19 protein-coding genes are annotated in these 24,866 nt (G+C 65.1%); 10 read left to right on the top strand and 9 right to left on the bottom strand.

The features are described 5' to 3' along the window. The first annotated feature begins 85 nt into the window (after positions 1-85). Positions 86-1,117 (top strand): sensor histidine kinase, encoded by a 1,032-nt coding sequence (locus E6C72_RS18760; RefSeq protein WP_247875936.1) that lies wholly within the window; start codon positions 86-88, stop codon positions 1,115-1,117. Between the two features lie 67 nt (positions 1,118-1,184). Next, positions 1,185-1,940: a TlyA family RNA methyltransferase gene (locus tag E6C72_RS18755; protein ID WP_109442981.1), complete on the top strand. Its 756-nt coding sequence runs from the start codon at positions 1,185-1,187 to the stop codon at positions 1,938-1,940. 41 nt (positions 1,941-1,981) lie between these two features. Here E6C72_RS18755 and E6C72_RS18750 read toward each other — a convergent pair whose 3' ends face one another. The 5 genes from E6C72_RS18750 to E6C72_RS18730 form a co-directional block, all read right to left on the bottom strand. Continuing rightward, entirely contained in the window at positions 1,982-2,851 is an 870-nt protein-coding gene (locus E6C72_RS18750; protein ID WP_109442980.1) for an alpha/beta fold hydrolase, read from the bottom strand. A gap of 149 nt (positions 2,852-3,000) precedes the next feature. Then, positions 3,001-4,863 carry a right-handed parallel beta-helix repeat-containing protein gene (locus tag E6C72_RS18745; RefSeq protein ID WP_109442979.1) on the bottom strand — a complete coding sequence of 621 codons (1,863 nt, stop codon included), beginning with the start codon at positions 4,861-4,863 and terminating at the stop codon, positions 3,001-3,003. 345 nt (positions 4,864-5,208) lie between these two features. Next, a complete protein-coding gene (locus E6C72_RS18740; RefSeq protein ID WP_109442978.1) occupies positions 5,209-5,976 on the bottom strand; it encodes an amino acid ABC transporter ATP-binding protein in 768 nt (255 codons plus the stop codon). Beyond that, entirely contained in the window at positions 5,973-6,632 is a 660-nt protein-coding gene (locus E6C72_RS18735; RefSeq protein ID WP_371298448.1) for an amino acid ABC transporter permease, read from the bottom strand. Before E6C72_RS18735 ends, E6C72_RS18740 begins: the two co-directional genes overlap by 4 nt. A 132-nt stretch (positions 6,633-6,764) precedes the next feature. Then, positions 6,765-7,538: an amino acid ABC transporter substrate-binding protein gene (locus tag E6C72_RS18730; protein WP_109442976.1), complete on the bottom strand. Its 774-nt coding sequence runs from the start codon at positions 7,536-7,538 to the stop codon at positions 6,765-6,767. Between the two features lie 341 nt (positions 7,539-7,879). Between E6C72_RS18730 and E6C72_RS18725 the strand changes: the two genes are divergently transcribed. Continuing rightward, on the top strand, positions 7,880-9,943 hold the full coding sequence (locus tag E6C72_RS18725) for a HAMP domain-containing methyl-accepting chemotaxis protein (RefSeq protein ID WP_109442975.1): 2,064 nt from the start codon (positions 7,880-7,882) through the stop codon (positions 9,941-9,943). A 64-nt stretch (positions 9,944-10,007) separates the two neighbouring features. On the opposite strand, the gene E6C72_RS18720 is transcribed toward E6C72_RS18725, so the two are convergent. Beyond that, on the bottom strand, positions 10,008-10,346 hold the full coding sequence (locus tag E6C72_RS18720; RefSeq protein WP_109442974.1) for a hypothetical protein: 339 nt from the start codon (positions 10,344-10,346) through the stop codon (positions 10,008-10,010). Positions 10,347-10,551: 205 nt separating this feature from the next. On the opposite strand from E6C72_RS18720, the gene E6C72_RS18715 reads away from it, so the two are divergent. After that, complete coding sequence (locus E6C72_RS18715; RefSeq protein ID WP_109442973.1) at positions 10,552-11,229, top strand: dienelactone hydrolase family protein; 678 nt, start codon at positions 10,552-10,554, stop codon at positions 11,227-11,229. Here the strand turns inward: E6C72_RS18715 and E6C72_RS18710 are convergent. Together E6C72_RS18710 and msrP are read right to left on the bottom strand one after the other, a co-directional pair. After that, positions 11,141-11,905: a sulfite oxidase heme-binding subunit YedZ gene (locus E6C72_RS18710; RefSeq protein ID WP_109442972.1), complete on the bottom strand. Its 765-nt coding sequence runs from the start codon at positions 11,903-11,905 to the stop codon at positions 11,141-11,143. The genes E6C72_RS18715 and E6C72_RS18710 overlap by 89 nt on opposite strands. A 2-nt stretch (positions 11,906-11,907) precedes the next feature. Continuing rightward, a complete protein-coding gene (msrP, locus tag E6C72_RS18705; RefSeq protein ID WP_109442971.1) occupies positions 11,908-12,855 on the bottom strand; it encodes a protein-methionine-sulfoxide reductase catalytic subunit MsrP in 948 nt (315 codons plus the stop codon). 759 nt (positions 12,856-13,614) lie between these two features. Between msrP and E6C72_RS18695 the strand changes: the two genes are divergently transcribed. The 5 genes from E6C72_RS18695 (at position 13,615) to E6C72_RS18675 (ending at position 22,985) form a co-directional block, all read left to right on the top strand. Further along, positions 13,615-19,539, top strand: a complete 5,925-nt coding sequence (locus tag E6C72_RS18695; protein ID WP_211100502.1) for a HAMP domain-containing protein — start codon at positions 13,615-13,617, stop codon at positions 19,537-19,539. A 236-nt stretch (positions 19,540-19,775) separates the two neighbouring features. Further along, complete coding sequence (locus E6C72_RS18690; protein ID WP_109084628.1) at positions 19,776-21,917, top strand: response regulator; 2,142 nt, start codon at positions 19,776-19,778, stop codon at positions 21,915-21,917. A 63-nt stretch (positions 21,918-21,980) separates the two neighbouring features. Then, positions 21,981-22,355: a hypothetical protein gene (locus E6C72_RS18685; RefSeq protein WP_109084627.1), complete on the top strand. Its 375-nt coding sequence runs from the start codon at positions 21,981-21,983 to the stop codon at positions 22,353-22,355. Between the two features lie 85 nt (positions 22,356-22,440). Further along, on the top strand, positions 22,441-22,710 hold the full coding sequence (locus E6C72_RS18680; RefSeq protein ID WP_199228696.1) for a DUF5985 family protein: 270 nt from the start codon (positions 22,441-22,443) through the stop codon (positions 22,708-22,710). Then, positions 22,710-22,985, top strand: coding sequence for a DUF5985 family protein (locus E6C72_RS18675; protein WP_109084626.1), 276 nt, complete (start codon positions 22,710-22,712; stop codon positions 22,983-22,985). The genes E6C72_RS18680 and E6C72_RS18675 overlap by 1 nt, the downstream gene beginning before the upstream one ends. Before the next feature lie 52 nt (positions 22,986-23,037). Here E6C72_RS18675 and E6C72_RS18670 read toward each other — a convergent pair whose 3' ends face one another. After that, positions 23,038-23,400 (bottom strand): hypothetical protein, encoded by a 363-nt coding sequence (locus E6C72_RS18670; RefSeq protein WP_247875520.1) that lies wholly within the window; start codon positions 23,398-23,400, stop codon positions 23,038-23,040. A gap of 255 nt (positions 23,401-23,655) precedes the next feature. Here E6C72_RS18670 and purT point away from each other — a divergent pair, with 255 nt between their 5' ends. Then, on the top strand, positions 23,656-24,825 hold the full coding sequence (gene purT / locus E6C72_RS18665; RefSeq protein WP_109084624.1) for a formate-dependent phosphoribosylglycinamide formyltransferase: 1,170 nt from the start codon (positions 23,656-23,658) through the stop codon (positions 24,823-24,825). The last annotated feature ends 41 nt before the right edge of the window (positions 24,826-24,866 follow it).

The raw sequence follows: 24,866 nt of genomic DNA, 5'->3' as shown, positions 1-24,866 counted from the left end.
CAGGCTGAAATGGTAGCCCGCCGGTAACGGAGGGAAGAGCCGGCGGCGGGGGACGGCGACGGGGTCAGGGGCGATGGCGCACATCATGGCGGTCACGGCATACCGGAACGCGGAGTTCGGTACCGATCCCGGAGCGGATCGGCCTGCCGCTACCGATGTTGCGCCCGGTGGCGGTGGCATCGACGACCCGGCGATGCTGCGCTGCCTGCTGGACCAGACGCCGACACCGACCGCCCTGGTGCAGGGGGAGGGCGACCGTTGTGCCTTCGCCAATGCCGCTTTCCGGGCGATGGGCGTTGTAGCGGGGGCAGGCCTGACCGAATGCTTCCCGGCCCTGTCGCTTCCCATGCTGGTCGAGGCGCGGCGGACCGGCCAGCCGCAGCGTAACCGCGCCGCCGGTGACGGCTCGGCCGATGGGCAGCGGTTCTGGGATTTGCGCGTCACCCCGATGCTGGGAGTCAATGGTGTCGTCCGTGGACTGATCATCACGGCGGAGGAAACCCCGGAGTCGGTGGCGGAGCACGACCGCCGCCTGCGCGACGTGAGCCACCGCCTGAAGAACACCCTCCAATTGGTTTCCAGCCTGCTGACCTTGCAGACACTGTCGAGCAAGGATCCGGAGGTGCGGCGGGCCTTGCAGAGCGCCGGCGGCCGCGTCGGCATCGTCACCCAGGCCCATCAGCGCACCCATGGCTCCTTGCGCACCGGCACCATAGACATGGCGGTCCATCTGCGTGAACTCTGCCAGGAGCTTGAGGCGACTCTGCCCGGTGCTCACAGAATTCTGGTCACGGCGGATTCGACGCAGATGCCAGCGGATACCGTCATTCCCTTCAGCCTGATCGTCAGCGAACTGGTGGGCAACGCGGCCCGCCATGCCTTCCCCGCCGGGACGCCCGGAACCATTGATGTGCGGCTGGGGCGAGGCGAGGGAGATGCTATTCGGTTGGAGGTCCTCGACCGCGGCACCGGCCTGCCGCCCGGCCTCGATATGTCGCGGGCGACGACACTGGGTCTGAAGGTGGTGCGCGCCTTCGTCGGCCAGTTGCGCGGCAAGCTGACGGCGGACAGCAGCCCCCAAGGCACCCGTGTTGTGGTGGAGTTTCCCCCAGCCTGAGAGGGCTTGCCCTTCCGACCGTTCCGCGTCAGGAATGCGCCATTGCGGGAGAGCGAAGGGCAACGCTATGGCACGGGTGAGGGTTGACGTGGCGCTGGTGGAGCGTGGGCTGGCGGAAAGCCGCGCCAAGGCGCAGGCGCTGATCCTGGCCGGGCTGGTCTATTCCGACACCAAGCGTATCGACAAGGCCGGCGATCTGATCGCGGCGGAGGCCCCGCTGGCGGTCAAGGGGCAGGACCATCCCTGGGTCTCGCGCGGCGGGTTGAAGCTGGTGAAGGGGTTGGACGTTTTCGCCATCGATCCCACCGGCCTGACTGCGGTCGATGTCGGCGCCTCCACCGGCGGCTTTACCGATGTCCTGCTGACCCGCGGGGCGGCCAAGGTCTATGCCGTCGATGTTGGCCACGGCCAGCTGGCCTGGAAGCTGCGCAACGATCCCCGCGTGGCGGTTCTGGAAAAGACCAACGCCCGCCATCTGACTGCCGCCGAAATTCCCGATCCCATCGACCTCGTGGTGTGCGATGCCAGCTTCATTGGGCTGGAGATTGTGCTGCCGGCCGCACTGGCCCTCGTGGTGCCGGGCGGCCGGCTGGTCGCCCTGATCAAACCGCAGTTCGAGGTCGGCAAGGGCCGCGTTGGTAAGGGCGGCGTGGTGCGCGAACCCGAACTGCACCAGGAAGTTTGCGACCGCATCCGCACGTGGCTGGACGCGCTGCCGGGCTGGCGTGTGCTGGACATCACCGAAAGCCCGATCACTGGGCCGGAAGGCAACAAGGAGTTCCTGATCGGCGCAGTGAAGGACGTGGGTTTACTGGAGCCGTGATGCGGTTCCCCCTGGTTGTGCCTGATCCCGGCGGCGAGGTCTCACGTTCTGCCTTGAAGTGCCAGGAAAGTCAGGAGTTCCCGGGCAAGCTCCGCCGGTGCTTCCTCGGCCATGTGATGGCCGCAGTCCAGTCCACGGCCGGACAGGTCGGGCGCCCACGGCCGCCAGACGGCGAGGACGTCGCCATAAAGGGCTTCGAGGTCGTCCCGTTGTGACCACAGGGCCAGTGTCGGGCAGGCGATGGTCCGCTCGGCCCGCCGGTCCGCTTCATCATGCTCCCGGTCGATGCCGAGCCCGGCACGGTAGTCCTCCATCATGCCGTGGACCGTGTCCGGGTCGTGGATGGCGGCGCGGTAATCGGCATAGGCTTCGGATCCCATTTCCTGGGGCGAGCCGCCGTACCAGACATCCGGATCGGTGAGGATGGCCCGCTCCGGCTTGTCGGGCTGGCCGTAGAAAAACCAATGCCACCAGGACTGGGCGAACCGGGCATTGCAGCGCCCCAACGCCTCGGCGATGGGCACGCCGTCCAGAACGGCCAGATGCGTGATGGCCTGCGGATGATCCATCGCAGCGCGGAAGGCCGTGTAGGATCCCCGGTCATGCCCGACGATGGCGAAGCGTTCGAAGCCCAGGTGATGCATCAGCGCGATGCAGTCCCCGGCTTTGGCGCGCTTGGACGATCCCGCATGATCGGGGGTATCGGCCGGCTTTGACGACCGGCCGAAGCCGCGAAGGTCCGGGCAGACGACGGTATGTGAGCCGGCCAGCAGCGGGGCGACGCGGTGCCATGTGGCATGGGTGCGGGGATGCCCATGGAGAAGCAGGACGGGCGAGCCATCCCCTCCATGGCGCACGCGCAAGGTCGCTTTCGGCAGTTCCACCATCTCGAGATGGAAGCCTTCGAACATGAATGCCTCCTCGCGGAAGTGGCGTGGCTTTCGATGGATCCTGTTTTCAACAACATGCTCGCGATGTGCCGGTTCCCGGCATCATCAACTGCAAAAAGGGCCATCCGTCGCCGGACGGCCCGCTAGTCAGGATGGCTGATTGAGGTCGGTCAGCCGATCAGCCCGATGTCATGGGTGGGGATGTGATCGAAACCCATCCCGTAGACCGGCGAGTTGGACGCGAGGCTGTAATCATGGGCACCTGGATTGACGAAGGCCGGGTCCAGCTGCACCGAACCGTTGTCGTAGCCGGCGGCCTTCCACTCGGCCAGATCGCCCTTGCCGCCGCCCGCCATCACCTGCGGCCAGACGTCGAACATGTCCTTCGACGTGTCCAGGTTGCTGTAGAAATTGTTGTGGAAGTTGCCGACATTGGCCGGGCCGTAGATGTGGACCGCAGTGCCGTCTCTGACATCGACGACGTTGCCGGAAATGTCGTTGCCGCTCATCTGGTGGCCTTGCCAGCCGCTCCAGGCGACCGGCTGTTGAAGGCCGATCTGGGCGCCGCTGTTGTCGGCGATCACGTTCTCTGTGACCGTGTTGTCCCAGCCGCCATGCAGGAATACGCCGCCGATGTTGCCATGGACGATGTTGCCCTTCACCGTGGCGCCGCTGGTCCAGTCGTCGAGATAGATGCCCCAACTCGCCACGTCGCCCGACGGGTTGGTGGCGGTGGTGCCGGTTACCTCGTTGTTGACCACGGTGTGGTCGGTCAGGTCCTGCTGGCGGTTGATCAGGTAGATGCCGCCGCCGTCGTTCGATTCCAGGTTGGCGTCTACCACCTTGTTGTTGGCGATGGTGACCCGGTGGGTGGCGTCGCTGCCGTCCGTCTGCACCGAGCCGACGGCGATGGCCTTCTCTGGCGAATCCTCGACCAGGTTATGCGTCACCTGGACGTCGGAGCTGCCGTTGATCCAGATGCCGGCATCGCCGCGGTCTGCGGCGTTCGGGTGCGTGATGTGGTTGTCCGACACGATGGTGGCGTTGGAGCCGGCCTTGACGAAGATCGCCTCGGCGCCGGTGCTGTCGAATTGGTTGCCGATTACCTTGCTGTCGGCACTGTTCTGCACCGTGATGCCATAACCGCCGCCCTTCACCGCGTTGTTGGCGAAGGTCAGGCCGGAGGCATTGTCGGCGAAGACATAGTGGCCGCCAACGACGCCGTCGGCGAAGGTCAGGCCTTCGATGGTGACGTTCTTGGCGCCGCCGAGACCGAAGGACACGGACGCATTCGACCCGCCGTGGATCACTGCCTTCTCACTGCCATAGCCGGCGAAGGTGACGCCGGAATCCTGGCCGTCCAGCCACAGGCCGTTCTGGTGGTAATCGCCGCCACGGATATAAGTGGTGTCGATGTTCGGGTCGGCGCGCATCGCGGCTTGCGCCTTCTGCAGCGAGGCAAAGGGACCGTCGGTGCCGTCGACATTTGGGGCTGCCAGCTTGCCAGACCAGCTGTCGTTGCCGTTGGTGGCCACATAGAAGCCTGGCTCGGTCGGCTTCGGCACCGATGGCGCGGGAGTGGAGGGCGTCGGGTCGGTCGACGGCGCCTCGCTGACCGGCGGAACGGTGGGAGTCGTCACCGCGGAAGTGGGAAAATAGCTCTTGTCCGCGTCGACGACCAGCGTGCCGTTCCACCACAGGCCGGCCTGACCATCGGCGACGTTGCGGCCGTCCAGCGCGCCCTTGTCGTAGGACACATGGTCGTCGGTCGGCAGGACAGACTTCCCGTTGATGGTGATTTCGTTGACGATCAGGTTGCGGTCGGTCCCGTGGAAGATTCCGTCATTGTCGTACTGGACCTCCACCTTGTGACCCTGGCCCTGAACGATGTCCGTCTTGAAGACGAAGTCCTTGGCCGTGGCATCCGTGGTGCCCTCACCGATCTTCTTGCTGTCGACCAGCAGGTTGAAATGCGCGTCGAGGGTACCCTTCGCGCTCACCGTGATGGTCGAGTTCCCGGAGGTCGTGGCCATTGATCCGTATCCTTAGCGGTTTTGATGCGGCGCCAAGATGGTCAAGACAGCTGGGGCAATAGTGAGGCATTTTTCACAGACTTAACGAATAGGTGGTAAAATCTGTTATAATACTGCGACCAGTCGTTGTTTATCTTTTGGTATAGTACGCATAGTCCCGAATTGAATCAGTAAGGGGCACCTCTGTGGCCGGTATGATGCTGTTGCTATTCTGAATGAGAAGGTGGGGTGATCAGCGGCTGCGGGCAAAATGCTTTCTGATTCATCCTGTCGATGCCGGCGGAGCAGCATTCCTCTCTTGAATGCTGCTTGGCGCCGGCTCTTGCCGATGGCCGGTGGTCCCCTTCAGACCCCCTTGCCCCGCTGTCCGTGCTGAGTCAGGGTGGCGATGAAGCGTTGGGTGCGCTCACGGCTGGGGTGGCTGAACAGCGTCTGCGACGGGCCGGCTTCCACGACCTGCCCAGCGTCAAGGAATACCACCTCTTGGGCGATGCGCGAGGCGAGCCGCAGGTCGTGGGTCGCCATCACCATGGTGGTGCCCTCGGCCGCCAGCGCCCCCAACACGTCCACAACTTCGCCTGACAATTCAGGATCGAGGGCGGAGGTCGGCTCGTCGCACAGCAGCACGCGTGGCGACGGGGCAAGCGCGCGGGCGATGGCGACGCGCTGCTGTTGTCCGCCGGACAGGGTCGTTGGCCAAGCATCGGCCTTATGGTCCATGCCGACCTTGCGCAGCAAGGCCATTGCGCGGTCGCGCGCTTTTTCCGCCGGCCATTTCTGCACGGTCACCAGCCCCTCCATCACATTCTCCACGGCCGTGCGGTGGGGGAAGAGCTGGAAGTTCTGGAACACCATGCCGGTCTGGCCGCGCAGCCGCTGGATGTCCTTCCAGCCGGGCTTGCCGCCGGGCTGGAAGCTCAACTCCTCCTCGCCGATGCGCACGGTGCCGGAGGTTGGGATCTCCAGCAGGTTGATGCAGCGCAGAAGCGTGCTCTTGCCGCCGCCGGACGGGCCGATCAGGGCGGTGACGCGGCCCTCTGCCACGGTGACCGATACGCCCTTCAGCACGGTCAGGTCGCCGAAGCGCTTTTCGATGTTCGTCAGCCGGATCACGACTTGGCCTCCAGGAAACCGCCATACTGGTTGAGCCGCTTCTCCAAGCGGACTTGCAGCGCCGACAGGACGGAACTGAGCACGAGATAGATCAACGCCGCCTCGACATAGAGGATCAGCGGCTCGTAGGTGGTGGCGACGATGCGCTGGGCAGCCTGGAACAGCTCCGGCACCGTGATGGCGGCGGCGAGCGAGGTGTCCTTGACCAGCGAGATGAAGCTGTTGGACAGCGGCGGCACGGCGACGCGGGCGGCCTGCGGCAGGATGGTGCGGCGCATCGCCTGCGACCAGCTCATGCCGATGGAATAGGCGGCTTCCCACTGGCCCTTCGGCACCGAGCCGATGACGGCGCGGATGATCTCGGAGGTGTAGGCGCCGACATTCAGCGTGAAGCCGATCAGTGCGGCCGGGAAGGCGTCCAGCACGATGCCGGCGCTGGGCAGGCCGTAGAAGATCAGGAACAGCTGCACCAGCAGCGGCGTGCCGCGGATGATCCAGACATAGAAGCGGACGATGGCGGCCAGCGGGGCCGGCCCGAACAGCCGGACCACCGCCGCGACCAGCCCGACGATCAGGCCCAGCGCGAAGGAAGCCAGCGTCAGCGGAACGGTGAAGACCAGCGCCGCCCACAGCAGCGACGGAAGCGAGTCCGCCATCAGGGTAAGCCAGTGCAGCACGGGGAAGGTGCCTCTCGTGAGGATGGAATGACGATTGATGATGGAACGACAATGCCCCCGGCCCGGACGGGCAGGGGGCATTGTTGAAAGCCTGAATATAAAGCGGGACGGTTACCTGGAAACGTCGGCGCCGAAATACTTCTGCGAGATCGCCGCATAGGTGCCGTCGGCCTTGATGGCGGTCAGCGCCTCGTTGATGGCAGTGACCAGCTTGGCCTCGCCCTTGCGGACGATGATGCCGGACTGGTCGGCATTGTCCTGGGTCGCGGCGATCTTCACGTTGGCGTCTGGCTTGTGCTTCTTGAAATCGAGGAAGGATAGGCTGTCATTCACCGTCGCGTCTGCCCGGCCGTTTAGGACCAGCTGGATCGACTGGTCGAAACCGTCGGTCCCGACCAACTGCGCGCCCGACGCCTCCGCCAGCTTGCCGAAGTTGCTGGTCAGCGACTGGGCTGACTTCTTGCCCTTCAGGTCGGCGAAGCTCTTGATCACGCTGTTGTCGCCCTTCACGATCAGCACGGCGCGGCTGGTGATGTAGGGGTCGGAGAAATCATACTTCGCCTTGCGCGCCTCGGTGATGCCGACCTGATTGATGACGGCGTCGTAGCGGCGGGCGTCGAGGCCGGCAATCAGCCCGTCCCACTTTCCCTCCAGGAACTCCGCCTTCACGCCGATGCGCTTGGCGATCTCGCGCCCGATCTCCACGTCGAAGCCAACGAGCGCGCCCGATGCGTCATGGTAGGTGAAAGGGGCATAGGTGCCTTCGGTGCCGATCTTCAGCACGCCGTCGGCCTTGATGCGGTCCAGGTCGGCCTGAGCCTGGGCGGCGGAGACGGCAGCGACCTGAAGGAGGCCGGCGACGAGAAGCGATTTCAGCCATTTCATCGGTTGATGCCCAATGTTTCTTGCATGCGAGGTTGGGTTGGTTCGCCGTCTTCGGCGCTTTACGGCCGATGCCTGTCTTGGCGTTCGACGGCTCGGGTCACGCTACAGCGAAGAATAGTTTATCACAAGGGAATATCAAATATATTTAGCGCGCAGAATATGTACAATGTGCGTACCGCCTTCGGGCTTCGATGGGAAACCGGCGCCGATCGGTCTGGGTCCCGAGCCGATCGCATCGGGCTCCGGACGGCCCCTAAGTGACTGACGGACGAAATACAATTACTTTCATGGCTGCTACCGGACACAATCAGAATCCGGCGTCAGCCGCCTGGGGGACTCGCATGAATATTCGTACCAAGATTCTGTGCGCGAATATCCTGATCGCCGCCTTTCCCATCTGTATGGCGGCAGTCCTTGCATGGGATGCGGTCGGCGCCTTGCAGCAGCGCCACCGGACCGAACGCTCGCTCTACGCCTTCGAGGCGACGTTGCAGATCGGCCCCCTGCTGGCCAGCGAACGCGGGCGATGGGCGGTGGCGTTCGACAGTGACAAGCCGCTGGAGGCTGCCACCGCCAAGCCGCTGGACGACGCCGTCGGTGTCACCGACGCCGCGATCGAAAAGGCGCGGGCGCGGATGGAGGCCGCCGGCCTGTCCACCGGTCCCATCCTGAACGCCGCCAGCCAGATGAAGGCCGCCCGCACCGCGGCCCGACAGGCGGCGGAGCAGGCCAAGCCTGCCCGCCCGGCGACCATCGCCGCGGTCACCATCGACGCCATCGCCTCAGCCAACCAGAGTGTCGGCAAGGCGATCGACGACACCTACCGGTCCACCATCGTCAACGGCTCCGACCTGTTCGGACACGTCAATCTGGCGCGTCTGGCTCAGGACATGCGCGACATCGGCGGCACAAGGTCTGCATCGGTCGGGCTGTTCGTCGCCGGCATGCCGTTCGGGCCGGACCGCTTGCAGGCGGCGACGGAAATGACCGGCAAGGTCGCCGTCCTGTGGCAGATGATGCAGCAGGCGGTGCTGAATCTCGGCAATCCGCCTGAACTGACCAAGGCGCTGGACCATGTGCGCTCCACCATGATGACGGAGGGGGAGCAGCGTTTCCAGAGCGTGCTCGACGCAGCGCGGAAAGGCACGCCGTCTCCGGTCGCGTTGGCCGACTGGCGTCCTTGGGTGACGCCAATGCTGAACAACATCCTGGTGATGCGCGATGCGTCCCTTGCCGTCGCCCATCAGCTCAACGAGGAGAGCATTGCCGAAGCCTGGACACAGCTGATCCTGGCCGGCCTGGTTCTGGCTGCGGTCTGCATCACCTTCGGCATTGTGCTGATCGTGCTGTCGGTGCAGGTGACGCGGCGCCTGGGCTCGCTGACCTCCACCGTGGTGCGGCTGGCCGACGGCGACCTTGGCGTCGACATCGCCTATTCCAAGCTGCCGGACGAGATCGGCGCCATGGCGCGGGCCATCCAGGTGCTGAAGGAAAGTGCCGTGGAGCGCGTGCGGCTGGAAGCCGATCAGGAAACCCAGCGCGCCGCCCGCGAAAAGCGCACGGCGACGGTTGAACGGATGGTGCATGACTTCGACAGCACTGTGTCGGCCATCCTGAACAGCGTCTCCGGTGCCTCCGCCCAATTGAGCGAAACCGCCGATTCGATGGCCACGCTGGCGGAGGAGACCAGCCGGCAGGCCTCCGCCTCCACCTCGGCGGCCGAGCAGACCTCGATGAACGTGCAGACGGTGGCCTCCGCGACCGAGGAAATGACGGCGTCGATCCGCGAGATCAGCGAACAGGTCTCCCGCTCCAACAGCGTCGCCGCTCAGGCGGTGAGGGAGGCGCAGGACACCACCGGTTCCGTCCGCAACCTGGCAGGAGAGGTGGCGCGTATCGGTGAAGTGGTGAAGCTGATCCAGTCCATCGCCAGCCAGACCAATCTGCTGGCCCTGAACGCCACCATCGAGGCGGCACGCGCCGGCGAGGCGGGCAAGGGCTTTGCCGTCGTGGCGAGTGAGGTGAAGCAGCTGGCCAACCAGACGGCCAAGGCGACCGAGGACATCTCTGCCCAGATCGACAGCGTGCAGAACGCCACCCAGGGCACGGTCAGCGCCATCGAAGGGATCGGTGGAACCATCAGCACGATGAACGAGATCGCCGCGACCATCGCCGCCGCCATCGAAGAGCAGAGTGCCACCACGGCGGAGATTTCCCGCAACGTCCAGCAGGCGGCCCAGGGCACGGGCGAGGTCAGCGGCAACATCGCGCAGGTGCATGAGGCCGCCGCGCAGACCGGGCAGGCGGCATCGCTGGTTCTCGACGCCTCCACCGGCCTGACCCGTCAGGCGGCGGACCTTCGGCGGGAGATCGAGACCTTCCTGTCCGGCATTCGCGCAGCCTGAGGCCCTTGTCATTAGGGGGCGCCACGACGGTTCGCAGCGCCCCCGGCAGCCGGTTGAAAGCCGGTCAGTCGAAGCTGAAGCCCTGATCCTTCATGTAGATGTTCTTGACCTTGCACCAGTCGACGCTGAACTTCTCCGATTCATAGCCGACCCAGTCGACCTTGAAGGGCACGACGCAGTTGCCCTCGTTGCTGCCCCAGTCCATCTCGGCGGATTCGCCGGGCTTCAGCTTGAAGTCGATCCAGTTCTTGCTCCAGGTCCCGCCCTCATAGGTGCGGAAACCGCTGATGACGTAGTCCGACGACTTGTTGTGCAGGTTGAACTTGTAGGTGTCGGCCGCCTGTGCGGAGACGGCGGCGCCGGTCAGGGCGGTGAAGACGGCAAGGAAAGCGAAGTTGCGCACGATTCACCTCGTCATGGGTAGGCCGGCCTTGGAGGCCACGGACCGAAACCTGACGAAGCAATAACACGAAGGGAAGGGTGGATATGCCGAAGGAGGCAGGGCGCCGCCCTGTCGCCAGTTGCCCTGACGTTTCAGACCCTTATGATTGTCCGCAACGACCGCCTGGACCTCCGTGAGCGGTCTTGCAAAGATGAGGGTTCGGGACATGAGTGACGCAACGGCTGCCGGCTGGATCGAACTGACGGCGGCGGACGGCCACCGGATGCGCGCCTATCGCGCGCCGGCCAGGGGCGAGGAAATCGGGCGCCTGATCGTGGCGCCGGAGATCTTCGGCATCAATCATCATATCCGCAGCGTCTGCGACGGTTTCGCCCAGCAGGGCTTCACCACCGTGGCGCCTGACCTGTTCGACCGGGCCGAACGCGGGGTGGAGCTGCCCTATGACGATGCCGGGATCAAGCGGGGCATCGCCCTGAAGGGGGCGGTGGCGATTGCCGACGCCCTGCAGGATGTCTCGGCGGCGCTGGCCTATCTGGGGGGCGACGGGGCGGCTGCCATTGTCGGCTATTGCTGGGGCGGCAGCGTCGCCTGGGCGTCGGCGGCGTCGCTGCCGGTGCGGGCGGCCGTCTGCTATTACGGCGGCGATATCGGCAAGACGCTGGACAGCCCCCCGCGGGTGCCGACCCTGCTGCATTTCGGCGAGCAGGATCACGCCATCCCGCTGTCGGTCGCCGAGGGGGTGCGGTCGCGCTATCCATGGGCGCCGGTGCATGTCTATCCGGCCGGCCACGGCTTCAACTGCGACGAGCGGGGGAGCTTCCATCCGGAAAGTGCGGTTCTGGCGCTTCGCCGGACCGTCGGGCTGTTGCGGGCCGTGTTCTGACCGCAGGTGTCTCATCCTTCCGCCGCCGGTCCTTTTCCCGTCCCAACCGGATCGGCCAGCGGCGGAAGGCCAGCAGCCCGACGCAGATCAGCGCATAGACCAGCGGTGTGGTCTGCCAGCCTTTCACCAGCATGATGAAGTGCAGGCAGCCAGCCAGCCCGGCGACGAACACAGCCTTGTGCAGGACGCGCCAGCGCTTGCCGCCCAAGCGCTTCACCATGCCGTCGGTGGAGGTGGCGGCCAACAAGGTCAGGATCAGGAAAGCCCCCATGCCGACCGTGATGTAGGGCCGCTTGACGATTTCCTTCCAGATCGCCGCCCAGTCGAAGAACTGGTCCAGCCCGACATAGGTGGACAGGTGGACGGCTGCGTAGAAGAAGGCGAACAGCCCCAACATCCGGCGGAAGCGCGCCAGCCCCGCCACCCCCGTCAGCATCCGCAGCGGGCTCAGCGCCAGCGCGATCAGCAGAAAGCGCAAGGCCCACAGCCCACTGGCCTTGACGCTCTCCAGCACCGGCTCCGCCCCCAACTCGCCAGTGTAGGCGAGCCAGACGGTCCAGACCAGCGGAACCAGGGCGAGGGTGAAGACGACGGGCTTGGCCCAGCGCGAGGTGAGGGCGGCGTTCGCGGCGGCGCGCACATCGACGCCGCCGGCGGAGGCGAGGGGGGCGGCCATGGTCAGTAATTCGCCTTCAAATCCATGCCGGCATAGAGCGACGCGACCTCTTCGCCATAGCCGTTGAAGGGCAGGGTCTTGCGGCGCGAGAATTCGCCGACGCGCCGCTCGGTCGCCTGGCTCCAGCGCGGATGGTCGACGTCCGGATTGACGTTGGAATAGAAGCCGTACTCACGCGGCTGCGACTTGTTCCAGGCGGTGGCCGGCTGCTCCTTCACCAGCGAGATCTTGACGATCGATTTGATCGACTTGAAACCGTATTTCCATGGCACCACCAGCCGGATCGGGGCGCCGTTCTGGTTGGGCAGCACCTCGCCATACATGCCGACGGCCAGCATGGTCAGGGGGTGCATCGCCTCGTCCAGCCGCAGCCCTTCGGTATAGGGCCAGTCCAACACCCAGGAGCGCAGGCCCGGCATCTGCTTCGGGTCGTTCAGGGTCTGGAAGGCGACGTATTTTGCGTTGCCGGTCGGCTCAACCCGCTTCAGCAGTTCCGCCAGCGAAAAGCCGACCCAGGGGATCACCATCGACCAGCCTTCGACGCAGCGCAGGCGGTAGACGCGTTCCTCCATCGGGAATTTCAACAGATCCTCGATCCCGATGGTCATCGGCTTGGCCACTTCGCCGCCGATGGCGATTTCCCAGGGACGGGTCTTCAGAGTGCCTGCGTTTTCGGCCGGATCGCTCTTGCCGGTGCCGAACTCATAGAAGTTGTTGTAGCTGGTGGCCGACTTCATCGGCGTCGTCGGATCGAACTTCGGATCGGCCGGCTTGATCGTGGTCGCCGCCTGGAAAGGGCCTGCCAGCGCGTTGCCGCTCCAAACCGGCAGGCTGCCCAGCGCCATGGCGGCGGCGCCACCGGCGATCAGGCTGCGGCGCGACAGGAACAACTCCCGCGGCGTCACCTCGTCTTCGCGTGCCTGCGACGCGGTGGGAAACTTGAACAGCATCGACCCTCTCCCGAACGGACCATTCCTGCCACTAACCATAGGTCTGCGGCCGGCCATCGGCAAATCACAGGGTCTACACAATTGCGTGAGCGGGCGTTTAGGGGCGATCAGCGCCGTCCGAGCGGGATCACCACGGCCGAACCGACGAACCCACCCCCACGCGCCGTACGGCGTGCCGGGAAGGGCAACACGTTGGCCGGAGGCGGCGGCTGGGTGAGGAGAGGCATTCCGGAAAAGGAGTGGGCAAGGGCAGCACCCTGTTGGCAGGCGCGCATCCAAGAGAGCATGCAGCACATCGAAGCCTGCATGGGAAACGTCCAAAAAGTCATTGCCAAGCCTCGGGCTGTGAAGTGTCGGGTCGTCTTGCCTTGCGGAAAGCGGCAGCTGCTGAAAAGTCCCGCCATGGCTGAGTTTATAACGGTCGCGGCCGTCGAATCGTTCCGGAGCCTGAGCTTTGCACATCGGCCGCTCGGCTGAGTTGAGCCCGTGATAAGACCGGCCAAGCTCAAGAAAATTCCAGCCCCATCCTAAGTTATAGGCATAGCACTTACGCCGGAAGTTAGAATTTATACGAAAGGCCAAGTTGACCCGAATCGCCTTTACTTCATGGTGCGGGGCTGTAGGACTGCGCAGTCACGCTCCGGATGAGGATGGAGTGCGCACACTGTCGGTGCGGACGTTCGGAATCCCGGTTGTGTTGGCCTAAGTTTTCTTCGACCGCGCAGTCGGGCGGTCCTGGGGATGGGCAGAGCGCGGTCCATGGTGGGCACGGCGCGCGGATTGGGGAACGGCATGACGGCGATGGTCGAGACGGCGGACGCGTTGGATCCGAAGGTTCTGCTGATGGCCCTGCGGCAATTGCGCAAGGGTGAATTCTCGGTACGGCTGCCGCTGGACCTCACCGGAATCGACGGCGAAATTGCCGCCGCCTTCAACGACGTGGTCGAACTGAACCAGAACCTGACCGCCGAGGTCAGCCGACTCAGCGTCGCCATCGGCAAGGAAGGCCGCATCAGCCAGCGCGCCAAGCTGAACAATGCGTCCGGCGGGTGGGAAACCTGCGTCGACAGCATCAACACGCTGGTCGGCGATATGATCCAGCCGACGACGGAAATCGCCCGCGTCATCGGCGCTGTCGCCAAGGGCGACCTGTCCAAGACCATGGCGCTTGAGATCGAGGGCCGGCCGCTGCAGGGTGAATTCCTGCGCACCGCCCGCAACGTCAACACCATGGTGGACCAGCTCGTCACCGTCACCACCGAACTGACGCGCGTGGCGCGCGAGGTCGGCATCGAAGGCAAGCTGGGCGGTCAGGCCCAGGTCAAGGGCGTCGCCGGCAGCTGGAAGGATCTGACCGAGAACGTCAACGTGATGGCGGCGAACCTGACCGGTCAGGTCCGCAACATCGCCGAAGTGACGACCGCGGTCGCCAAGGGCGACCTGTCGAAGAAGATCACCGTCGATGTGAAGGGCGAGATCCTCGAGCTGAAATCGACCATCAACACGATGGTGGACCAGCTGAACAGCTTCGCCTCGGAAGTGACGCGCGTTGCGCGCGAGGTGGGCTCGGAAGGCAAGCTGGGTGGTCAGGCCAAGGTCGAGGGTGTCGGTGGCACCTGGAAGGATCTGACCGACAATGTGAACATGATGGCGGAAAACCTGACCGGTCAGGTTCGCAACATCGCCGAAGTCACCACCGCGGTCGCCAAGGGCGACCTGTCGAAGAAGATCACCGTCGATGTGAAGGGTGAGATTCTGGAGCTGAAATCCACCATCAACACGATGGTGGACCAGTTGAACAGCTTCGCCTCGGAGGTGACGCGCGTTGCGCGCGAGGTGGGCTCCGAAGGCAAGCTGGGCGGTCAGGCCAAGGTCGAGGGCGTCGGCGGCACCTGGAAGGATCTGACCGACAGCGTGAACATGATGGCGGCCAACCTGACCGGACAGGTCCGCAACATCGCCGACGTGACCACCGCCGTCGCGACGGGCGACCTGTCGAAGAAGATCACCGTCGATGTGAAGGGTGAGATTCTGGAGCTGAAATCGACCATCAACACGATGGTGGACCAGCTGAACAGCTTCGCCTCGGAAGTGACGCGCGTTGCGCGCGAGGTGGGCTCGGAGGGCAAGCTGGGTGGTCAGGCGAAGGTGGAGGGTGTCGGCGGCACCTGGAAGGATCTGACCGACAGCGTGAATCTGATGGCGGCGAACCTGACCGGTCAGGTCCGCAATATCGCCGATGTGACGACCGCCGTGGCGAACGGCGACCTCTCGAAGAAGATCACCGTGCCGGTGAAGGGCGAAATTCTGGAGCTGAAGAACACCATCAACACGATGGTGGACCAGCTGAACAGCTTTGCCTCGGAAGTGACGCGCGTGGCACGCGAGGTGGGTTCCGAAGGCAAGCTGGGCGGTCAGGCCCAAGTGAAGGGCGTTGGCGGCACCTGGAAGGATTTGACCGACAGCGTGAATGCGATGGCGACCAACCTGACCGGTCAGGTCCGCAACATCGCCGAAGTGACGACCGCCGTGGCAAACGGCGACTTGTCGAAGAAGATCACCGTCGACGTGAAGGGCGAGATTCTGGAGCTGAAATCGACCATCAACACGATGGTGGACCAGCTGAACAGCTTCGCCTCGGAGGTGACGCGCGTGGCACGCGAGGTGGGCTCCGAAGGCAAGCTGGGCGGTCAGGCGCAGGTGAAGGGGGTTGCCGGCACCTGGAAGGATCTGACCGACAATGTGAACGCGATGGCGACCAACCTGACCGGTCAGGTCCGCAACATCGCTGAAGTGACGACCGCCGTGGCAAACGGCGACTTGTCGAAGAAGATCACCGTCGACGTGAAGGGCGAGATTCTGGAGCTGAAATCGACCATCAACACGATGGTGGACCAGCTGAACAGCTTCGCCTCGGAAGTTGCCCGCGTGGCGCGCGAGGTGGGCATCGAGGGCAAGTTGGGCGGCCAGGCGCAGGTGAAGGGGGTTGCCGGCACCTGGAAGGATTTGACCGACAACGTGAACATGATGGCGGCCAACCTGACCGGTCAGGTCCGCAATATCGCCGAGGTGACGACGGCGGTCGCCAAGGGCGATCTGTCGAAGAAGATCACCGTCGACGTGAAGGGCGAAATCTTCGAGTTGAAATCGACCATCAACACGATGGTGGACCAGCTGAACAGCTTCGCCTCGGAAGTGACGCGCGTGGCGCGTGAGGTGGGCTCCGAAGGAAAGCTTGGCGGACAGGCCAAAGTGGAGGGGGTCGGCGGGACGTGGAAGGACCTGACCGACAATGTGAACATGATGGCGGCCAACCTGACCGGTCAGGTGCGCGGCATCGCCAGCGTCGTCACCGCGGTCGCCGACGGCGACCTGAAGCGCAAGCTGGCGGTGGACGCCAAGGGCGAGATCGCGGCACTGGCCAACACCATCAACGGGATGATCGACACGCTGGCGACCTTCGCCGATCAGGTCACCAACGTGGCGCGCGAGGTGGGCATCGAAGGCAAGCTGGGCGGTCAGGCCCGCGTGCCGGGTGCCGCCGGGCTGTGGAAGGATCTGACCGAAAACGTGAACCAGCTGGCCGCGAACCTGACCACCCAGGTGCGCGCCATCGCCGAGGTCGCCACCGCAGTGACCAAGGGCGACCTGACCCGCTCCATCACCGTGGAGGCGATGGGCGAGGTCGCGGCGCTGAAGGACAACATCAACGAGATGATCCGCAATCTGCGCGACACGACGCTGAAGAATGCGGAACAGGACTGGCTGAAGACCAACCTCGCCAAATTCACCCGCATGCTCCAGGGCGAACGCGATCTGGTCACCGTCTCCAACATGATCCTGTCGGAGATCGCGCCGCTGGTGAATGCGCAGCATGGCGTCTTCTATGTCGCCACCCGCGACCGCGACGAGCCGCTGCTGGAACTGGTCGCCTCCTACGCCTTGAAGGAGCGCAAGAACCTGTCCAACCGCTTCCACCTGAAGGAAGGTCTGGTCGGGCAGTGCGCCTACGAGAAGAAGCGCATCCTGCTGACCAACGTGCCGCGCGACTATGTCGCCATCAGCTCCGGCCTGGGCGAGGCGCCGCCGCTGAACATCATCGTCCTGCCGGTGCTGTTCGAGGATGACGTGAAGGCGGTGATCGAGCTGGCGAGCTTCGGGCGCTTCAGCGAGACGCATCAGAGCTTCCTGGAGCAGCTGACCGAGAGCATCGGCATCGTTCTGAACACGATCGCCGCCAACATGCGCACCGAGGGGCTGCTGAAGCAGTCCCAGCGCCTGACCACCGAGCTGCAAAGCCAGCAGGAGGAGCTGAAGACCACCAACGAGCGGCTGGAACAGCAGGCCGCCTCGCTGCGCAAGTCGGAAGAGCTGCTGAAGGCCCAGCAGGAAAAGCTGACCACCACCAACGAGGCGCTGGAGGAGAAGGCCGAGCAGCTGGAGAAGCAGAACATCGAGGTGGAGCGCAAGAACCGAGAGGTCGTGTTCGCCAAGGCGGCGCTGGAGGAGAAGGCCGAACAGCTTGCCCTGACCTCCAAATACAAATCGCAGTTCCTAGCCAACATGAGCCACGAGCTGCGCACGCCCCTGAACAGCCTGCTGATCCTGTCGAAGCTGCTTGCCGACAACCCCGACACCAACCTGTCCGACCGTCAGGTGGAATTCGCCCGCACCATCCATTCCGCCGGCTCCGACCTGCTGGGCCTGATCAACGACATCCTCGATCTGTCGAAGATTGAATCCGGCACAGTGACCCTGGAGATCGGCGAGGTCGTGCTGGGCGACCTGCGCAACCATGTGGAGCGCACCTTCGCGCAGCTGGCGCAGGAGAAGAAGCTGGACTTCGCAATCGAGATGGACGCGGCGCTGCCCGCCAGCATCCAGACCGACGAGAAGCGGCTGGCCCAGGTGCTGAACAACCTGCTGTCCAACGCCTTCAAGTTCACCGAAACCGGCGGCATCACCTTCCGGGTCGCCCCGGCTACGGAAGGCTGGAGTGCCGCCCACCCGACCCTGGACGCCGCGTCCTCGGTGCTGGCCTTCACGGTCATCGACACAGGTATCGGCATCCCCGAGGACAAGCAGCGCATCATCTTCGAGGCGTTCCAGCAGGCCGACGGCACCACCAGCCGCAAATACGGCGGCACCGGTCTCGGCCTGTCGATCAGCCGCGAAATCGCCCGGCTGCTGGGCGGTGAAATCCGTGTCGCCAGCACGCCCGGCAAGGGCAGTGCCTTTACCCTGTTTGTGCCGCGCAGCTATGACATCGTCGCCGAGCCCGTCACTCCTCTGGGCACCCCCGCCATTGCGGCGGCCAGCGCCACGATGCCGCCGGCCGCCCTGCTTCCCAAGCGGACGGAAACGGCGACCCGGCCGGTGGTGGCGTCCGGTCCGCAGGAAGGGCTGGCGCTGCTGGACATGCAGCCTGCCAGCGACGACCGCGAGCGGCTCCGTCCGGGCGAGCCGGTGGTGCTGATCGTCGAGGACGACAACACCTTTGCCTCCATCCTGCTGGACTTGGCGCGGGAGAAGGGCTTCCGCACCATCCTGTCCAGTGGTGGGGCTGCGGCGTTGCCGCTGGCGCGCAAATATCGGCCCGACGCCGTGCTGCTCGACATCGGGCTGCCGGACATGGACGGCTGGGCGCTGCTCGACCTGCTGAAGCGCGACCCGCAAACCCGGCACATTCCGGTTCATGTCATTTCCGCCAAGGACGAGCGGCGGCGCGGCTTGGCGATGGGCGCTTTCGATTATTCGGAAAAGCCGGTTGAGCGCGAGGCGATCTTCGACGCCCTGAACCGGGTCAAGAGCTTCAAGGAGCGCGACCACCGCAGGCTGCTGGTGGTGGAAAAGGACAGCCCGCAGCCAGGCGGCGTCGCCGCCCTGATCGGCAATGGCGACGTCGAGACGCACACCGTCACCTCGATCGAGGCGGCGATGGCGGCGCTGAGCGCCGACCAGTTCGACTGCATGGTGCTGGATCTCTCGAGCCCTACCCTGTCCGGCCCGGTTGCGGTTGATTTCGAATTGGTGGAATGGCTACGCACCCGCGATACACTCGCCTGGATGCCGGTGGTGGTCTATGTCGCGGCCGACATCGCGGCGGAGGACGAAGCGCGGCTGCGTCGGCTGGCCGAAACCGTGGTGCTTAAGAGCGCACGGTCGCCGGCCGGGCTGCTGGACGAAACCGCCCTGTTCCTGCACCGCGCTGTCGACCGGCTGCCCGACGAGAAGCGGCGCAGCATCCTGGATCTGCGCCAGCACGACCCGGCGTTGGCCGGCAAGCGGGTGCTGGTGATCGACGACGACATCCGCAACATCTTCTCGCTGGCCAGCGTGATGGAATCCCACAGGATCGAGGTCCTTCATGCCGAAAGCGGGCGCGAGGGGATCGAGCGGCTCCGCGCCGACCCCAATGTGGACGTGGTTCTGGTCGATATTATGATGCCGGAGATGGACGGCTATGAGACCATGCGCACGATCCGCAGCATCGACGAGTTCCGTGCCCTGCCGATGATCGCGGTCACCGCCAAGGCAATGAAGGGCGATCGCGACAAGTGTATCGAAGCCGGGGCGACCGATTACATCGCCAAGCCGGTGGACATCGATCATCTGCTGTCGCTGTTGCGGATTTGGACCGCCAGGAGCAGCCGGCAGCAACCGCGCGGCGGGGTGCAGGCATGACCCGGCGCAAGCTGCAACCCCTACGAGCGGTGCGGCGTGCGCCGTTCGTCCCGCCCGCGCCCAGCCCGCTGCCGGCGGCCCGTCGGTCTCGCCTGCTCGGCACCACCAGCGTCAAGTCGGCCAGTACCCAGCCGACAGGCGGGGTGGAGGTCGTGCCCGCCGTCCCCGTGACGACTCCTTCGGCCACCGTTATGCCGCCGCCGGCCACCGTTCCCGCGGGATGGGAAAGCGGAATCATGACCACCGATTCACATCCGCAGCCCGACAGGGCGGACGTCGCCATCCTGATCGTCGACGACGATCCGCGGAACCTGTTCGCCGTGCGCGAGACGCTGGAGGATATGGGAGCGCAGCTGGTGCTCGCGCGCTCTGGCGAAGAGGCGTTGAAGCATCTGCTGCGCCAGGATTTCGCCCTTATCCTGCTGGACGTGCACATGCCCGGCATGGACGGCTACGAGACGGCGGAACTGATCCGCCTGCGCGAGAAGTCGCGGCACATTCCGATCATCTTCCTGACCGCCATCAACAAGGACGAGACCCACATCTTCCGCGGCTATGCCTCCGGCGCCGTGGACTACATGTTCAAGCCGGTCGATCCGCAGATCCTGAAATGCAAGGTGGCGGTCTTCGTCGACCTCTACCGCAAGACGGAGGAGGTGAAGCGCGAGGTCGAGGCCAAGCAGCGCCTGCTGGACGAGAATGAGCGGGTACGGCGGGAGATGCGGCAGGCCGAACAGGCGCTGCGGCGGTCGGAGGAGCGGCAGGCGCTGATTCTGGGCCAGCTTCCCATCGTGCTCTATACCGCTGACCTGACGCCGGGCATTCCGTTCCGCTACCTGTCCGACACGACGGAGACGGTGCTGGGCTGCGCCTCCGCCCGCTTCATCGAGGACCCGAATTTCTGGGAATCCGGCCTGCATCCGGACGACCGCAGCCGCGTGCTGCGCCAGCTGGCGTCGATTCACGACACCGGACTGACGATGGTGGAGTATCGTTGGCGCGGGCCGGACGGCGGTGAACGCCATCTGCTGGACCAGGCGGTGGTGGTGCGTGACGAGGACGGCCGGCCGGCCGAGCTGTTCGGCACCATCATGGACGTGACGGAAACTCGCCAGGCCCAGCAGCAGCTTGCCCATGCCCAGAAGATGGAAATGGTTGGTCAGTTGACCGGCGGAATCGCCCATGACTTCAACAACATGCTGATGGTGGTGATCGGCAGCCTGGAACGGCTTGTCCCCGGTCTTGCCGACGATCCCAAGGCGGCGCGGCGGGCGGAGATGGCCTTGCAGGCGGCGCTGCGCTGTTCCGACATGACCCGGCGGCTGCTGACTTTTGCCCGGCGTCAGCAGCTTCACCCGGAACCGGTCGATCTTGGCGATCTGGTCGCCGGTATGGGCGAACTGATGGAGCGCACGCTGGGCGGCGCCGTCAGCATTTCGATCGACGCGCCGCCGGCCGACGCCGAGCCGCTGTGGATCGCCTCGGTCGACCGCTCGCAGGCGGAGTCGGCGCTGCTGAACCTCGTCATCAACGCCCGTGACGCCATGCCCGGCGGCGGCACCCTGCGTATCAGCACCGCCAACACCCGCTTTGCCGAGCCGCAGACCGGTCACGGCATGTCGGTGCCGGCCGGTGACTATATCCTGCTGTCGGTGGCGGACAGCGGATGTGGCATGCCGACGCACGTTCTGGAGCGTGCCTTCGAGCCTTTCTTCACCACCAAGGAAACAGGGAAGGGCACCGGCCTGGGCCTCGCCATGATCCATGGCTTCGTCAAGCAGTCGGGTGGGCTGATCGGCATTGATAGCAAGCCGGGGATCGGCACCACCTTCCGCCTCTATCTGCCGCGGGCGGCGGTGGATGCCCTCCATGGTGCGACCACCGACGAGGACGGCGCCGACGAATCCTTCGCAGGCCGTGGCGAGACCGTGCTGGTGGTCGATGACGACGCCGACGTGCGATCAGTCGCGGCACAGGCGGTGGCGGCGCTGGGTTACCGCGTCCAGGAGGCCAACGGGGCGGAGGCGGCGCTCACCCTCCTGGACCGCCAGCCGGTCGATCTCCTGTTCACCGACATTGTCATGCCGGGCGGCCTGAACGGGCGCGAACTGGCGCTGGAGGGGCTGCGCCGTCATCCATCGCTGCGGGTGCTGTTCGCCTCGGGCTATGCCAACGGTACCACAGCGCCGGAACCGGAGGCCGGCGCGTCCACCGGCACCGACGCCACCGCCGATCCCGGTGCCGTCCTGGGGGCTGTTCTGGGCCGGGCGGAAACGCTGTCCAAGCCGTACCGCAACGGTGATCTGGCCCGCGCCCTGCGGCGCGCGCTGGATTTGCATGCCCCTCTCACCCCGGCGGAGGCCGTCAGGGGGCGATGAGGGGGATCGAGGACGGCGTTACCCCACGCCGTCGGTTGTGCATATCAGGTCAGGTTCTGGTTCATGGTTTTGTCCGACGATGCGCTTACCCTGCTGCGAGGTTCGATCCGGTCTGTCTGGGCATTGGAGCTTCTTCTTCTGCTGCGACGGAACCCTGGCCGCGACTGGTCGAATGGCGATCTGGTCAGCGAACTGCGTGGCAGCGAGGTGGTGGTGCAGGAGGCCCTGGCAGGCTTCCTTGGCGCCGGTCTGCTGGTTGCCCAGGCCGACGGCCGTCACCGCTACCGCCCGGCCGCCCCACTTCTGGACCAGTGGGTGGAGGAGATCGCGCAGGCCTATGCCACCCGTCCGTCCGCCATCATCCGGGAGATCTTCGCCGCGCCCGGCAACAAAGTGCAGATATTTGCCGATTCCTTTCGCTTCCGCCTCAACGATTGAAACCAGTGAATGAGATGAGCACCTGTCTGACAGTCAGGAATGCGTGCCGTCCCCGGCGGGGGAAGAACGGGGTGGGAGCGCTGACATGGATGTCGTGAAGTCGGCGGTCTATCTGCTGTGCTTTGCCGCCAGCCTGCTGTGCATGCTGCTGCTGCTGCGCAACTGGCTGCGCTCGCACAGCCGGCTTCTGCTGTGGAGCACGCTGTGCTTCGTCGGGCTGGCAGTCAACAATCTCCTGTTGTTCATCGACGTGGTCGTTCTGCCGACGCAGATCGACCTTCTGCCGCTGCGCCAGTTCTCCGCCATGGCTGGCGTGGGCGTGCTGCTGTACGGCTTCATCTGGGATGCAGAGTGATGCTGCCCACCACCTCCAGCTTTTTCACCGGGGCGCTTGCCGCTCTCTATGCGATCGCCGGGCTGTTCTTTCTCAGCTTCTGGAAGCGGACGCGCGATGCGCTGTTCGTCAGCTTTGCGCTGGCCTTTCTGCTGCTGGCGCTGAACCAGATCGTGCTGGCGCTGGGCGGCCTGGAGCGGGAGGAGCAGAGCTGGGTCTATCTGCTGCGCCTCCTGGCCTTCCTGCTGATCATCGCCGCCATCTTGCGGAAGAACCTGGAGCGGCAGCGGCGCTGACCGGCAGTCCACCGATCGGCCATCGACCAATCCTCGGTCAACCGCTCGGCGCCTATTTCCGGCCGTCGCCGAAGCGGCGGCAATCCCACTCGTCGGTGCCGGATTCCGCATGCCCGCCGTTGGAGGTGCGGTAGCGCGCATCGTCGCATTGGCCGTTGCCGGCATAACGGCTGTAGCCTCGGCCACCATAGCCACCGCTATAGCCATTTCCATAATAGCCGCTGTTGTCGTAGCCGCCACGATGGCGATGATGGCGGCTTCGATTGTAATCGCCATCATCGTCATTGCCAGAGGTGGCGGCTAGCACGCCCAGCCCCACCACGGCCGCACCGATTAGCAGCGCTCCGGCTATGTCGTCATTTCCGTTGCCGGCACAGCCGGGCAGGGCCAGCGAGACGGTCAGGCAGGCAGCCATCGCGGTTCTGCTGCCAAGAAACCCGCGCCGTATTGCCGTTTCCATCGCCGCCTCCGGGAAATAACGCCTTCATTTACGCATGAACGCATGAGCGGAGTTTTTCATCCGCCACCATTATAATTTCATTTTAGAAATATTTTAGCCGGCAACGTCCCGTTTCCCCGGTGCATACGGGAGGCTGACGGCGGGACTTGGCCCGGCCGGCGGGAAGCCCTATGGTTCGCCCAAGCTGTCGCCAATATCGGGAGTGCGTGGATGTTCACCGCCAGGATCCTTCTGCTCGGTTCCGGGGAACTGGGCAAGGAATTCGTCATCGCGGCCAAGCGGCTGGGCTGCGAGGTCATCGCCTGCGACAGCTACGCCAACGCGCCGGCCATGCAGGTCGCCGACCAGGCGGAGGTGTTCTCCATGCTGGATGCCGACGCCCTGCGCGCTGCCATCGCCAGGCACCGTCCCGACTATATCGTGCCGGAGGTGGAGGCGATCCGCACCGAGGTGCTGCACGAGTTCGAGGATGCCGGCACCACGGTCGTCCCGTCGGCCCGCGCCGCCACCATGACGATGAACCGCGACCGCATCCGCGAGGTCGCCGCCACCGAACTCGGCCTGCGCACGTCGCGCTACCGATATGCCGAGAGTCTGGAGGAGGTGCGCGCCGGGGCGGAGCACACCGGTTTCCCCTGTGTGGTCAAGCCGGTGATGTCGTCATCGGGCAAGGGGCAGAGCACGGTGCGGGACGCCGCCGGACTGGAGGCCGCCTGGGAGTACGCCGTGGCGAACATGCGCGGCGACCGTCGCAAGGTGATCGTCGAGGAGTTCGTCCCCTTCGACTACGAGATCACGCTGCTGACCGTCCGCACCCGTGACGGCATCCTCTATTGTGAGCCGATCGGCCACCGGCAGGAGCGCGGCGACTATCAGGAATCCTGGCAGCCCGTCCTCATGCCGCAGACGATGCTGGACGACGCCAAGGCGATGGCGGCACGCGTCGTCGACAATCTCGGCGGCTACGGCATCTTCGGCGTCGAGTTCTTCGTGACGGCCGACGAAGTGATCTTCTCCGAACTGTCGCCGCGCCCGCACGACACCGGCATGGTCACCCTGCTGTCGCAGAACCTGTCGGAGTTCGAACTGCACGCCCGCGCCATTTTGGGCCTGCCGATCCCAAACATCCTTTGCCGTGCCCCGTCGGCTTCCGCCGTCATCCTGGCAGACCGTGAAGCGGAGAGTTTCCGCATCGACGGGCTGGCCGAGGCACTGAGCCTGGGGGCGGCGAATCAGGAGGTTGATGTCCGCCTGTTCGGCAAGCCGACCACCCGCAAGAACCGCCGCATGGGCGTGGCGTTGGCCACCGGGACCGACACCCACGACGCGCGGGCGCGGGCCAAGCAGGCGGCCGACAAGGTAACGATCCGGTATCTGTAAGGCTGGCGCGGGCGGGGATGACTGCCCCGCCCGCGCCGGGG

It is taken from the genome of Azospirillum sp. TSH100, from assembly GCF_004923295.1.
Taxonomy (GTDB): domain Bacteria; phylum Pseudomonadota; class Alphaproteobacteria; order Azospirillales; family Azospirillaceae; genus Azospirillum.
The sequence above is the reverse complement of the archived record's forward strand: the minus strand, read 5'-3'. Positions and strand labels throughout refer to the sequence as shown.